This is a genomic window from Pseudobacillus sp. 179-B 2D1 NHS (assembly GCF_045370945.1).
In the GTDB taxonomy this organism is placed as follows: domain Bacteria; phylum Bacillota; class Bacilli; order Bacillales; family Domibacillaceae; genus Pseudobacillus.
The window spans coordinates 63,958-76,600 of record NZ_JBIQDP010000019.1; the positions used below are offsets into that span (position 1 = coordinate 63,958).

The window sequence follows — 12,643 nt, forward strand, 5'->3', positions numbered from 1 at the left end:
GGAAGGTTGGTTTACTTATGTATGGCGTCCCAGGAGAGATTCGAACTCCCGACCGACGGCTTAGAAGGCCGTTGCTCTATCCAGCTGAGCTACTGGGACAATTTCTAAAAAATTTTGAACTAGTTATGTAAGACATTTACTATAATAACAACCCATAAAAAAATTGTCAATGCGTTTTTGATAATTTTTTCTTTTATTGTATAGAAAAAACTTATTCTGCATGAAAAAGAGAAGTTCGGTCCAAAAAGTTAGCGAAGATCAAGCTTTCCGGACCGCTTCTTTCAAGAGTATAGAACCGGCCAATGAAAAAAGTCCATGGATAAACGCCTGATAACTGCTTTTATTGTATACAGAAAAGCCAGCAAAGTATACCTACCTACTTTTTAAAATGAAAATGTACAACTTAGCTCTGTCAATTCCCGATGGGTGTCATCGAAAAAGCGGATCACAGCCTGCTGCTTGTCCGTTTCTACAAGAGCATACGTTTTCTCACGCCGGCCGCGCGGCATCGCAATGCTCCCTGGATTTAAGAAGAGGGTGTCACCAATCTTTTCTGCTCCTAATATATGAGAGTGGCCGAAAAAGGTTAAATCTGCTCCATATTCCTGTGCCTTATAAGTTAATTTCATGAGGGACATCTTTACATCATAACGATGGCCATGAGTAATAAATATTCTCTTGCCCTTGACTCCCTCTACTACATCATATGGAAATTCTTCTTCGGCATCGCAATTGCCTCTCACAACAAGATAGCCTTCAATAGCAGGATCATCAGCGCTAAGCTCAGAATCTCCACAATGAATGAAGACATCCACTTCTTCTTCATAGCGCTGTTTTATCTCTGCCAAAATTTCGCTCCACCCGTGACTATCACTCACTACTAATGCCTTCATCCAGTTTCACCACCAATCAGTTCTGGAAGCATTCTTCCCAATTTCCTCATAGCCACTCCACGGTGGCTGACGCTGTTTTTCTCTTCCGGCTGCAATTCTGCCATCGTTCTCTCAAAGTCCTCCAGCCAAAAGATCGGATCATACCCAAAGCCATTTTCCCCTTTTTTCATCATTGTGATCTTGCCCTCACACGTTCCTGATACCGTTACCGTTTCTTTGCCTGGACGGGCAATCGCCAATACACAATGAAAACGGGCTGTTCGTTTTTCCATCGGCAGTCCTTGAAGCTCAGCAAGCACTTTTTGAATATTTGCTTCATCGTCCTTATCGGCACCCGCATAGCGTGCGGAGTATACGCCCGGACGGCCTTCAAGTGCGTCGATACTTAACCCCGAATCATCGGCAATAACAAGCTGTCCCGTCTCATTCGATATTGTTTTTGCTTTCAGGATGGCGTTTTCCTCGAAAGTCTCACCTGTTTCTTCCACATCAGCTAACGCCGGATAGTCAATCAGCGTTTTTACATCCATCCCGTAATCTGCAAATAAACTTGAAAACTCTTTTGCTTTTCCTTTGTTTTTGGTTGCTATAATTACTGTTTTCATTCCGCTGCTCCTTTTGCCTGACTGCCGATTTTCCCGGCAATTTCTCCTAAAGCGGCTGATTGAATAGTAAATAAGCTCGTTATTCCTGTCTGGGCAAGCTCCAAAAGCTGCTGTAGATCATTAATAGAAAACGTCGCTTCTTCTCCTGTTCCTTGTAATTCCACAAATTCATTGTTGCCAGTCATCACTATGTTCATGTCTACTTCCGCCTGGCTATCTTCTATGTAATTTAAATCTAACACAGGTCCATGCTCTTGGACGATTCCCACGCTTGTCGCTGCAAGAAAGTCGGTAACCGGAAACGATGGCAATCCTTTTTCCTCATACAACTTATTTAAAGCGAGAGTCAAAGCGACAAAGGCTCCACTTATAGAAGCTGTCCGCGTACCGCCATCTGCTTGAATCACATCACAGTCAACCCAAACGGTCCGCTCGCCAATCACTTCTAAATTTACAATCGCTCTAAGGGCACGACCAATCAGGCGCTGAATTTCCATTGTTCTTCCCGATACTTTTCCTTTGGAGGATTCGCGAATGTTTCGTTGTCCAGTGGCCCTCGGCAACATAGAATACTCAGCGGAAATCCAGCCCTTTCCGCTCCCTCTCATGAATGGAGGCACACGCTCCTCAATGCTCGCTGTACAAATCACTTTTGTGTCACCAACCTGGATTAGCACTGATCCTTCTGGATGTTTTAAATAATTAGTCTCGATATGTACATCTCTCAATTCATGTGCTTGTCTTCCATCAAATCTCATCCTAATTCCCTCCGTTATTTCATTTGGTCCGCATCTTCCTATAGTAGCACTTTTCTTTCAGACATAAAAAAGAAATCATTCACCTAAGCCCTCTGACAGCAGACGGTTAGATAGATGATTATCAGAAAAGTCACTTGCATATACGGTCTGTTAAAGGGAAGGGAGCCTTTCACAAATCAACCGGATTTACCACATCCGGCCGTGTTACGGAGCTGCTCAGCGGCTTTCCTTGTTCAGTCGTAATATTAGAACTGCCGCCGACTCGAAGAGCCAGACTCTCAATTTGAGTTCCTTCCGTTAAAGACAAAGCGAGTGATTTTAATATATGCTCGGATACCATTTTGTTTTCAAAGCTCCCAAGAATGGCTTCATTGAAATTCAGGGTAACCCGCCCCTCTTTAATTACAGGCTTTTCTAGTAATTCAGCCTCCGGTAAGAACTCTGTTACAAGACCTGAATTGGCGCGCGGCCCCTTTGCCAGCTCCTTAACGATAGCGGTAATTTGATCTTCTTCCGCATTACTTACACGTTTGGTGACAGGCACGTAATAATAGCCTTCTCCTTCCTGGGCCATATAATATACAGTTACTGGTCTTGTATTGATAATGTCAACCACTCCTGATGTATCTATATTAATCCCAGCCTGCCGCGTCAGTCCCTCTTCATCAAGCGCCATCTTTCCAACTGGCATTTCTGAAAGCGATTGTCCGTTCACCTGTAGCTTGACCCTCTCCACTGAATCAAATTGTGTTAATGTCCAAGCAATGGATTGAACAATTCTTTCTTCATCTGCCTCGTCATATTCTTTAAATTCAGGTGAAAAGTCAACTGTTGCAGTTCCCTCTTTAATGTCTACGCTCTTCACTTGTGTACCGGCTGGCAAAACAGCCCGAAAACCATTGGGAATACTGTTAGATACAGGCCCCTCTGCTACCAGATACTCCAGCGCCTGCTTGGCCAAACTTTTTGTATTTGGAAGCGGCATCGTTTGGGAAACCACATAGCCATTCTTATCGATTAAGTATAACTCTGTCATGACCATATCTTTTTTCTGCGCGGCTTTCTGTCCCTCTTCACCGGACAAGCTGTCCGTATAAACAACGGATTGCGGAGGATCAATTTTTTCCTTTTTCTCTTCAGGCCATAATCCGCAGCCAGCTGTATAAACGGAAGAAATCAAAATGACTGCCACTGCTGCCGTTTTCTTTTTTCGCATAACTACCCCTCCTAAAACTGTTTGTACTAAATATACGGGTGTTTCGAAAACTTAGAACCGGCTTGGCCAAATCTTCTATTCTTACCAGCACAGACAACAAAAAAACCGCTTAGTTGCCTAAGCGGATCGCTTCGATGTGTAATTCCTTTTCCTGCAGCCAATCAGAAGCAATTTCGTAAAATAACTCCTTCGAGCCTGTTGTATAAAAAACATGTGGCAGTCGAGGAGTGTCCTTGGCCAACAGCTTTTTATAATCAAGAATAGCACTTACCTCACGAGCCGTTTCTTCCCCTGAACTAATAACCTGTACCCGGTCACCAAGAGACTTAGCTATAATCGGTTCGAGCAGAGGATAATGAGTGCATCCTAAAATCACCGTATCAATATTAGTATTTTTCAAAGGAGTCAGCGTCTCTGCCACAACCTTTTCAGCCATTGGTCCCTTGTATTCCCCACTTTCCACGAGAGGAACGAATTTTGGACAGGCGAGGGAAGTAACAATCGCCTTTTTATTTATCGAAGTAAGCATTTTTTCATAAGCACCGCTTCTTATCGTACCTATCGTTCCGAGCACGCCAATCTGATCGTTTCTCGTCTGCTTAATAGCCGCTCTTGCTCCTGGGTGAATCACACCGATAACTGGAATGGACAAGGCTGTCCGAATTTCTTCGAGCACAACCGCCGTAGCCGTATTACACGCAATAACAAGCATCTTGATCTTCTTTTCTATTAAAAAACGGGTCATCTCCCAAGTGTATTCGCTAACTTCCTCTGCCGGCCTTGGACCATACGGGCAGCGGGCAGTATCTCCCGTATAATAAATCGTTTCATTTGGAAGCTGGCGCATGATCTCTTTAGCTACCGTCAGGCCGCCTACTCCCGAATCAATTACACCGATCGGTCTATTCACTTTTCTCGCCTCATTTTACTTTCATTTCCTGATGCATTTTCTCTAGGTTGCTTTTTAAAGACAAGATTTCATCTTCACTGAAATCTTGTAAAATCTGCTGGACATACAACTGGCGCTTCTTTATTACCTCTTCAATCATGCTCGCACCTTCTTTTAGCAGATGAATGCGGACAATCCGGCGATCATTCATATCTTTGACCCGTTCAACAAGCTTATTTCGCTCCATTCGGTCAATTAAGTCTGTCGTTGTACTAAAAGCCAAAAACATTTTTGTGGACAACTCTCCAATGGTCATATCTCCCTCTTCAAATAACCATTGCAAAGCAATAAACTGAGGAGGAGTAATCTTGTAATCACTTAATATTTCTCGGCCTTTTTGTTTAATAATCCCGTTTATGTATCGTAATTCTTTTTCAATATCCGCGACGAAGTCGAGCGACTGCTCAAAATCTGCTTCCATGTTTTGCACTCCTTACTCATCGTTCCCTTTTTCAAAACCACACCTACAAACTCATTTACCTGTTTATTTTCGCTTTTTTCCTTGTAAAATGCAAGGTAAAGAAGACATAAAAACGCAAGCTATAACAATTACCTCACTATACTTATTCTTCATTAAATGGAAATCACCGTATGAGGAGAGGGAGAATGATCCTTAAAAAAATAACTAGCTTTATAGCCACATGGTTTATTTTATGTGGAGCGACTTATGGTCTCCCTTTGTTAAAGGACAGATTTTTTCGATTATTCCTTTTTCATCGGAGGAATGGGTGTGATATTCATTAAGCTTTTCCGCTCATCCGATGGTTTTCCTAACGATAGCATAGATAGGCCCTTATAAAGCCGAACAGCATGAGGCAAAACTGGCAATCAACATCTTTTCGGTCCCCTAACTAGTTTTTATGCAGCTATTCTATCAGTTGAATGCTGCTTTATTATCGATCATATTTTTAAAACAGCCGCTTTACGCAAAGGCAAAACAGATGGCGGTCCAGCGGACGCCATCTGTCTTCTTAAAGCTTTAATTCACCCATCCTGAGCAATTCAACGATTGCCTGCGCCCGTCCTTTCACCCCGAGCTTTTGAATGGAATTTGAAATATGGTTGCGGACCGTCTTTTCACTGATAAATAGTTCCTCAGCAATTTCTCTTGTAGTCCGATCCTGCACGAGCAATTCAAATACTTCTTTTTCTCTCTTTGTTAATAGCGGTTTACGATCAAAGCGATGCTCCCTCACTTGACATGTACCCTCCTCGCTTCCGCCAGCTTCTGATCACTTAATCAATGGAACGGCCGTTACGGTATCATATGTGAGGGAACAGAGAATTGACAGTGGAGTCACAAAATTCCCTGTTATTTTTATTTTTATCATTCTATCGGGTTACTGGCCGAGTAATTTTTCCTTTAACTCTGTTGTGAATGAAATCGCTTTGCCTGTCTTTGGAGAAATTTGCACAAGCGTTCCTCTGCCGACAAAGCACACTCTTCCGTCTTCTGTTGTCCCTTTGTAATGAATATCACAGGAAGAACGTCCAAAACTATCTACTTTGACACCGATGGATAACTTCTCGCCAAAAAATACCTGTTCTAAAAAATCACATTGTAAATCAGCGACAACCGGAATGCTTTCACTTTTTTGGCTAAGCCATTCATCCTTCAAGCCTCTAGCTGCTAAAAACTCAATGCGCGCTTCTTCGAAATAAACAAACGGCACTGTATTATTTAAATGACCAAACATATCAGTTTCGGAAAAACGCACTTTGATTGGATGAAAAAAGCTGAATCCTTTTTGCCACTGTTCAAAATCTTCAATATAAGAAAACTTCTTCATCACTGTTCCCCCTTTGTTCTACAAAAAACAGCCTCCAGCTGAAACAGCTGAAGGCTGGAGTCAATTAATCTACTTGATGATCGCTTCCGAAGAAGTTACGGAAAGATTGCACAGTAGCTGCTCTGTTCATTGCTGCAATGGATGTCGTTAAAGGAATTCCTTTTGGACATGCCTGCACACAGTTTTGAGAGTTTCCGCAATCTTGCAAGCCGCCATCACCCATTAATGCATTCAATCGTTCATCTCTATTCATTGCACCAGTTGGATGGGAATTGAATAAGCGAACAAGAGAAATGAATGCAGGACCGATAAAGTCAGATTTGCTGTTTACATTCGGACATGCTTCCAAACAAACACCGCAAGTCATACATTTAGATAATTCATATGCCCACTGGCGTTTTCTTTCTGGCATACGCGGACCAGGTCCAAGTTCGTACGTGCCATCAATTGGAATCCAAGCTTTGATTCGTTTCATTGAATCAAACATGCGCTCCCGGTCAATCTGTAAATCACGAACAACCGGGAATGTGCTCATCGGCGCCAGGCGAACAGGCTGTTCCAGCTTATCGATCAAAGCTGTACAAGCTTGACGCGGCTTACCGTTAATAACCATTGAACAAGCACCACAGACTTCTTCAAGACAGTTCATATCCCAGGCAACCGGTGTTGTTTTCTCACCTTTAGCGTTAACCGGGTTACGCTGAATTTCCATGAGCGCTGAAATAACGTTCATATTCGGGCGATATGGGAGAACGAATTCTTCTTCATACGGAGCCGAATTCAGTGCGTCTTGACGAGTAATAATAAAGCGAACTGTTTTATTTTCACTCATCTTTATTTCTCCTCCTTGTTTTTCGTATAGTCACGTTTGCGTGGAGGGATCAAGGAAACATCTACCTCTTCGTAATGGAAAGCAGGAGCTTGGTTCTCCCCTTTAAATGTTGCCATTGTTGTTTTCAGGAAGTCCTCATCATTACGATCCGGGAAGTCCGGCTTGTAGTGAGCTCCACGGCTCTCATCACGGTTAAGAGCTCCGATTGTAATTACACGGGCAAGATGAAGCATGTTTTTCAACTGACGAGTAAAGGCCGCGCCCTGGTTGCTCCATTTCGCTGTATCGTTAATATTGATGTTTTTATATCGTTCCATCAACTCAACAATTTTATTGTCTGTTTCTTTAAGCTTATCATTGTAGCGGACAACTGTAACATTGGCTGTCATCCACTCACCGAGCTCTTTATGAAGCAAGTAGGCATTTTCCTTGCCGTCCAAGGACATGATATCATTCCATTTTGCTTCTTCTTGTTTCACATATCTATCAAAAACAGAGGAAGAAATGGCATCCGCTGATTTTTCTAATCCATGAATGTATTTTACCGCATTCGGGCCGGCAACCATTCCGCCATAAATAGCAGACAGAAGGGAATTCGCACCTAGGCGGTTCGCACCATGCTGTGAGTAATCACACTCACCAGCTGCGAATAAACCAGGAATATTTGTTTGTTGCTCATAGTCCACCCATAGTCCACCCATTGAATAGTGAACAGCAGGGAAGATTTTCATTGGTACTTTACGTGGATCTTCACCCATAAACTTTTCATAAATTTCAATGATACCGCCAAGCTTAATATCAAGCTCATGCGGATCTTTATGAGAAAGATCAAGGTATACCATGTTCTCTCCGTTAATACCAAGTTTTTGATTTACGCACACATCAAAAATTTCACGTGTCGCAATGTCACGTGGTACGAGGTTTCCATATGCCGGATATTTTTCTTCTAAGAAGTACCATGGCTTACCGTCTTTATATGTCCAAATCCGTCCGCCTTCTCCGCGTGCTGATTCACTCATAAGACGAAGTTTGTCGTCTCCTGGAATAGCTGTTGGGTGAATTTGGATAAATTCGCCGTTTGCATAATTTACACCTTGCTGATAAACGATAGAAGCTGCAGACCCTGTATTAATAACAGAGTTCGTAGACTTACCAAAAATAATACCAGGCCCTCCGGTAGCCATGATAACGGCATCACCAGGGAATGATTGGATGTGCATATCCCGTAAATTCTGAGCAACGACCCCACGACAAATGTTTTCGTCATCAAGAATTACACCGAGGAATTCCCATCCTTCATATTTTGTAACTAGTCCTGCTACTTCAAAGCGTCGAACCTGCTCGTCCAATGCATATAAAAGCTGCTGGCCTGTTGTCGCTCCAGCAAATGCTGTCCGGTGATGCTGCGTACCGCCGAAACGACGGAAGTCAAGCAATCCTTCTGGAGTTCGGTTAAACATAACTCCCATACGGTCCATTAAATTGATGATGCCCGGCGCAGCCTCTGCCATTGCTTTTACAGGTGGCTGGTTCGCTAAAAAGTCGCCGCCATAAACTGTGTCATCAAAGTGAATATAAGGTGAATCGCCCTCACCTTTTGTGTTAACCGCACCATTAATGCCGCCTTGCGCGCATACAGAGTGGGAGCGTTTAACGGGAACTAGAGAAAACAAGTCAACCTGTGTTCCTGCTTCTGCTGCTTTAATTGTAGCCATTAAACCGGCCAATCCGCCGCCGACTACAACAATTTTTCCATTACTCATTGAGACTCACTCCTTTTTCTCCCAAATCCAAACTTAACTTAATTCAAGAACTTACTTATACGAACGCAAGAATTGCACTAACACCTACATAAGAAAGCGCAACAAAAATAACCATTGTGACATATGTCATAATGCGCTGTGAACGAGGAGAAACAGTAATTCCCCAGCTTACACTGAAAGACCACAGACCATTAGCAAAGTGGAATACAGTTGAGATGACACCAATTATGTAAAAACCAATCATTAATGGATTAGAAAATACATCCGCCATCATTTGGAAATCCACTTCAGCGCCAAGGGCCGCCTGAATTCTTGTTTCCCATACGTGCCACGCAATGAATACAAGCGTAATCACACCAGATACACGTTGCAAGAAGAACATAACGTTCCGGAAATAGCCGAATCTGCCAATGTTGTTTTTCGCTGTAAAAGCAATATACAATCCGTAAATAGCATGAAATAACAGTGGTAGGAAAATAACAAATGTTTCCAATAAATAACGGAATGGCAAACCTTCCATAACACCGGCAGCTTGGTTAAATGCCTCCTCGCCTTTTGTTGCAAAGTGGTTTACGACTAAGTGTTGCGTTAAGAACAACCCTACAGGTATGACACCAAGCAATGAGTGCAGCCTGCGATAAAAAAATTCTCGGTTGTCAGCCATGTTTTACCCCCCTTAATCTTGAAGCATCCGACAAATCCTCTCTTCTTTCGGCAAAGCTTCATATTGTAACTATTTTGTGACAAGACCATTTTACTCTCATCCATATGAAGCGTCAAGGACAGGTGTGCTCTTTTTATATTGTAAAAAAGCTACCAAAACTGAATGTTTCTTCAGTATTTTTGTTTTTCTTTAGAGATTTATTATATCACAATACTAAGCTAATAAATTCCTTTTTTCTCTTCCAACTGTTGTATATAATGGATAACAGAAAGTGGGGATAAAAATTGACAAATCAACTCGATCAACAAGAGACAAAAAGCCTCTCTGTGCCTATTTTCGGTTATGAATTAATCAGGGATGCTCTATTAGCAGATGTGCTCGGAAAAGAGGCTGGTCCAATTCTTTACTGGGCAGGTAAATCACTTGCTAGAAAGTTTCCTTGCCAAAACAGCGAAGACCTTTGCTCCTTTTTTGAAGAGGCTGGCTGGGGGACGCTTACCCTCTTAAAAGAAGCAAAACGGGAAAAAACTTTTGAACTGAGCGGCCCTTTCATTGAAAGGAGATTTTCTGTTCAATCCGAGCCCTCCTTCTCTCTTGAAAGCGGATTTTTAGCTGAACAGATCTCCTCCAACGAACAGGCTGAGGCGGAATCAGTCGTTGATATACAAAAACGGACGAAAAAAGTCACGCTCATTGTAAAATGGGAATAAGGTTTTAAGGCATCATAAAAAGGCTGTCCTACAATTGACCGTTTCTCTTCGTTTGGACAGCCTTACCTCTTTACTTTTCTTCGTTTTTCCTCTGCAACTGCTCAAGAAGATCCTCCGCGGTTCTCTCGGGAATACCGATAGCCCGCAGTTCCTCCTTCGTTGCTTCTTTGATTTTCTTCACGGAACCAAAATGTTTTAATAGCTGTTTTTTACGCTTCGGCCCTATTCCAGTAATGTCATCTAAAATGGACTGAAATGTTCCCTTTCCACGAAGCTGGCGGTGAAAGGTAATAGCAAAACGATGAACCTCATCCTGAATACGCTGTAATAAGTAAAATTCCTGACTATTGTGCAAAAGTGGTACAACGGAGAGCGGTGACCCATAAAGAAGCTGTGACGTCCGGTGTTTATCATCCTTTGCGAGGCCGGCAACCGGAATATCCAAATTTAATTCATTAAGCAAGACATCTTTTGTTGTTTCAATCTGCCCTTTTCCACCATCAATAATAATTAAATCTGGAAGCGGAAGCCCTTCCTTTAGCACCCGGCTATAGCGGCGGCGTATCACTTCACGCATCGAGGCATAATCATCCGGTCCATGAACGGTTTTAATTTTGAATTTGCGATATTCTTTTTTGGCCGGCTTGCCGTCAATGAACACAATCATGGCCGAGACTGGATCTGTTCCCTGGATATTTGAGTTGTCAAACGCCTCAATGCGGAGCGGTGTGTGAATATTCATTATCCTTCCCAGCTGTTCCACCGCTTTAATCGTCCGTTCCTCATCTCGTTCAATCAACGCAAACTTTTCTGCCAGAGCCGCTTGGGCGTTGCTTGCTGCTAGATGAACAAGCTCTTTTTTCTTTCCTCTTTGAGGCTTAATCATTTTCACTTCAATTAACTGCTCAGCGAGTGCCTCATCTACTTTTTCAGGCAGAAGAATTTCTTTCGGTTTAAAGTGATTTGGCTGATCATAAAATTGTCCGAGATAAGTTAAAAACTCTTCTTCTGGTTCATCGTAAATAGGAAATAAGGACACATCGCGCTCGATTAACTTTCCTTGGCGGATAAAGAACACCTGCACACACATCCAGCCTTTATCGACAGCGTAGCCAAATACGTCCCGGTCTGTAAAATCTGTCGTATTAATTTTCTGCTTCTCCATCGTGGCCTCAATGTGAGCAATTTGATCCCGGAACTCCTTTGCCCGTTCAAATTCCAGGTTTTCAGCTGCTTCATGCATTTTTGCAGTCAGCTGCTCTTTTACCTGCTGATGCCCTCCATTTAGAAAACGGACAATCTCATTCGTCATTTCTTTATACTGTTCATCTGTTATTTCATTCACACAAGGAGCAAGGCATTGGCCCATATGATAATACAGACACACTCTATCCGGTAAGTTGATACACTTTCTAAGCGGGTACAAGCGGTCAAGCAGCTTTTTTGTCTCATTAGCCGCATAAGCGTTGGGATAAGGACCAAAATATTTCGCTTTATCTTTTTTCACCTTTCTAGTGATAATAAGACGCGGGTGTTTCTCCGCTGTTAGTTTGATAAATGGGTAACTTTTATCATCCTTCAGCATGATATTGTATTTCGGATCGTGCTTTTTAATTAAATTTAGCTCAAGGATGAGGGCTTCGAGATTGGATGAAGTAATAATGTATTCAAAGTCCTCTATTTCACTAACGAGTCGCTGCGTTTTTGCATCATGCGAGCCGGAAAAATAGGAACGGACACGATTCTTTAACACTTTGGCTTTCCCTACATAAATAACGGTTCCCTGGCGATCTTTCATTAAATAGCAACCGGGTTTGTCCGGAAGCAGCGCCAGTTTATTTTTAATAGTTAGATTCATTCTCCCACCTCCCGGACGAGTTTTTGTTCAATCACTTTATTTGTACAAAAAACCGTCTTCTGTCCCAGACAGAAGACGGTTTTTTGTAATTAAATTAAGCATGTTTGTTTACTAATTCTGCTAATGCTTCTTTCGGTTGGAAACCGATCACTTTATCAACAGGCTGGCCGTCTTTAAACAAAATAAGTGTTGGAATGCTCATCACACCGTATTTTCCAGCTGTCTCTTGGTTTTCATCTACGTCAATTTTTACAATTTTTACTTTGTCGGCTAACTCTGCATCAAGTTCTTCCAATACAGGAGCAATCATTTTACATGGTCCGCACCATGGAGCCCAGAAGTCTGCCAGCACAAGGCCGCTAGCTGTTTCGTTATTAAAGTTTTGGTCAGTCGCTTTTACAATTGCCATCAAAAACCCTCCTAAAGTTACGTATACTATGGTCAGTATAGCACCGATTATAATTGGATGCTATTTTTTTGCTTTACATTTTATTTTCCCCTTTTGAAGTGCCTCTACTCCTGTTCTACCAGCTTGTATAAGAATATCTTACCGCAAATTGAAAGCCTATCATAAAAGAACAAATAAAGAGCTGATGCTTAAAGCA

The 12,643-nt window shown here is 42.3% G+C and carries 14 protein-coding genes and 1 tRNA gene; 1 reads left to right on the forward strand and 14 read right to left on the reverse strand.

The genetic code is table 11. The features are described from left to right. Positions 1-22: 22 nt before the first annotated feature. The 12 genes from ACH0BF_RS17655 to ACH0BF_RS17710 all read right to left on the reverse strand — a co-directional run bounded on the left by ACH0BF_RS17655 (position 23) and on the right by ACH0BF_RS17710 (position 9,470). Positions 23-99: transfer RNA gene (locus ACH0BF_RS17655), tRNA-Arg, on the reverse strand. Positions 100-383: 284 nt separating this feature from the next. Further along, positions 384-893: a metallophosphoesterase family protein gene (locus ACH0BF_RS17660; RefSeq protein WP_340853081.1), complete on the reverse strand. Its 510-nt coding sequence runs from the start codon at positions 891-893 to the stop codon at positions 384-386. Continuing rightward, positions 890-1,498, reverse strand: coding sequence for an XTP/dITP diphosphatase (locus ACH0BF_RS17665; RefSeq protein ID WP_340853079.1), 609 nt, complete (start codon positions 1,496-1,498; stop codon positions 890-892). Before ACH0BF_RS17665 ends, ACH0BF_RS17660 begins: the two co-directional genes overlap by 4 nt. Further along, positions 1,495-2,256 (reverse strand): ribonuclease PH, encoded by a 762-nt coding sequence (gene rph / locus ACH0BF_RS17670; RefSeq protein ID WP_340853077.1) that lies wholly within the window; start codon positions 2,254-2,256, stop codon positions 1,495-1,497. The genes ACH0BF_RS17665 and rph overlap by 4 nt, the downstream gene beginning before the upstream one ends. A gap of 169 nt (positions 2,257-2,425) precedes the next feature. Beyond that, positions 2,426-3,472 carry a GerMN domain-containing protein gene (locus tag ACH0BF_RS17675; protein ID WP_406909900.1) on the reverse strand — a complete coding sequence of 349 codons (1,047 nt, stop codon included), beginning with the start codon at positions 3,470-3,472 and terminating at the stop codon, positions 2,426-2,428. A gap of 109 nt (positions 3,473-3,581) precedes the next feature. After that, positions 3,582-4,382 (reverse strand): glutamate racemase, encoded by an 801-nt coding sequence (gene racE / locus ACH0BF_RS17680; RefSeq protein WP_120033508.1) that lies wholly within the window; start codon positions 4,380-4,382, stop codon positions 3,582-3,584. A 10-nt stretch (positions 4,383-4,392) separates the two neighbouring features. Next, complete coding sequence (locus ACH0BF_RS17685; RefSeq protein ID WP_120033510.1) at positions 4,393-4,842, reverse strand: MarR family winged helix-turn-helix transcriptional regulator; 450 nt, start codon at positions 4,840-4,842, stop codon at positions 4,393-4,395. A gap of 550 nt (positions 4,843-5,392) precedes the next feature. Continuing rightward, positions 5,393-5,617 carry a helix-turn-helix domain-containing protein gene (locus ACH0BF_RS17690; protein ID WP_041097586.1) on the reverse strand — a complete coding sequence of 75 codons (225 nt, stop codon included), beginning with the start codon at positions 5,615-5,617 and terminating at the stop codon, positions 5,393-5,395. A gap of 144 nt (positions 5,618-5,761) precedes the next feature. Next, entirely contained in the window at positions 5,762-6,211 is a 450-nt protein-coding gene (locus ACH0BF_RS17695; protein WP_340853067.1) for an acyl-CoA thioesterase, read from the reverse strand. Positions 6,212-6,275: 64 nt separating this feature from the next. Beyond that, the gene (sdhB, locus tag ACH0BF_RS17700; protein WP_120033514.1) at positions 6,276-7,043 is read right to left on the reverse strand and encodes a succinate dehydrogenase iron-sulfur subunit; all 768 of its coding nucleotides are present in this window, start codon (positions 7,041-7,043) and stop codon (positions 6,276-6,278) included. Positions 7,044-7,045: 2 nt separating this feature from the next. Continuing rightward, positions 7,046-8,806: a succinate dehydrogenase flavoprotein subunit gene (gene sdhA / locus ACH0BF_RS17705; RefSeq protein ID WP_120033516.1), complete on the reverse strand. Its 1,761-nt coding sequence runs from the start codon at positions 8,804-8,806 to the stop codon at positions 7,046-7,048. 55 nt (positions 8,807-8,861) lie between these two features. Next, positions 8,862-9,470 carry a succinate dehydrogenase cytochrome b558 subunit gene (locus ACH0BF_RS17710; protein WP_120033518.1) on the reverse strand — a complete coding sequence of 203 codons (609 nt, stop codon included), beginning with the start codon at positions 9,468-9,470 and terminating at the stop codon, positions 8,862-8,864. 284 nt (positions 9,471-9,754) lie between these two features. Between ACH0BF_RS17710 and ACH0BF_RS17715 the strand changes: the two genes are divergently transcribed. Beyond that, positions 9,755-10,180: a YslB family protein gene (locus tag ACH0BF_RS17715; RefSeq protein WP_120033520.1), complete on the forward strand. Its 426-nt coding sequence runs from the start codon at positions 9,755-9,757 to the stop codon at positions 10,178-10,180. 70 nt (positions 10,181-10,250) lie between these two features. On the opposite strand, the gene uvrC is transcribed toward ACH0BF_RS17715, so the two are convergent. Further along, positions 10,251-12,038, reverse strand: coding sequence for an excinuclease ABC subunit UvrC (uvrC, locus tag ACH0BF_RS17720; RefSeq protein ID WP_406909903.1), 1,788 nt, complete (start codon positions 12,036-12,038; stop codon positions 10,251-10,253). Positions 12,039-12,132: 94 nt separating this feature from the next. Beyond that, a complete protein-coding gene (gene trxA / locus ACH0BF_RS17725) occupies positions 12,133-12,447 on the reverse strand; it encodes a thioredoxin (RefSeq protein WP_120033524.1) in 315 nt (104 codons plus the stop codon). Positions 12,448-12,643 lie beyond the last annotated feature (196 nt).

Excerpts from the sequence above, each read along its gene's own strand:
- ACH0BF_RS17660 (WP_340853081.1), bottom strand. The coding sequence starts at position 893 with ATGAAGGCATTAGTAGTGAGTGATAGTCACGGGTGGAGCGAAATTTTG.
- ACH0BF_RS17665 (WP_340853079.1), bottom strand. The coding sequence starts at position 1,498 with ATGAAAACAGTAATTATAGCAACCAAAAACAAAGGAAAAGCAAAAGAG.
- rph (WP_340853077.1), bottom strand. The coding sequence starts at position 2,256 with ATGAGATTTGATGGAAGACAAGCACATGAATTGAGAGATGTACATATC.
- ACH0BF_RS17675 (WP_406909900.1), bottom strand. The coding sequence starts at position 3,472 with ATGCGAAAAAAGAAAACGGCAGCAGTGGCAGTCATTTTGATTTCTTCC.
- ACH0BF_RS17685 (WP_120033510.1), bottom strand. The coding sequence starts at position 4,842 with ATGGAAGCAGATTTTGAGCAGTCGCTCGACTTCGTCGCGGATATTGAA.
- ACH0BF_RS17695 (WP_340853067.1), bottom strand. The coding sequence starts at position 6,211 with ATGAAGAAGTTTTCTTATATTGAAGATTTTGAACAGTGGCAAAAAGGA.
- sdhB (WP_120033514.1), bottom strand. The coding sequence starts at position 7,043 with ATGAGTGAAAATAAAACAGTTCGCTTTATTATTACTCGTCAAGACGCA.
- sdhA (WP_120033516.1), bottom strand. The coding sequence starts at position 8,806 with ATGAGTAATGGAAAAATTGTTGTAGTCGGCGGCGGATTGGCCGGTTTA.
- ACH0BF_RS17710 (WP_120033518.1), bottom strand. The coding sequence starts at position 9,470 with ATGGCTGACAACCGAGAATTTTTTTATCGCAGGCTGCACTCATTGCTT.
- uvrC (WP_406909903.1), bottom strand. The coding sequence starts at position 12,038 with ATGAATCTAACTATTAAAAATAAACTGGCGCTGCTTCCGGACAAACCC.
- trxA (WP_120033524.1), bottom strand. The coding sequence starts at position 12,447 with ATGGCAATTGTAAAAGCGACTGACCAAAACTTTAATAACGAAACAGCT.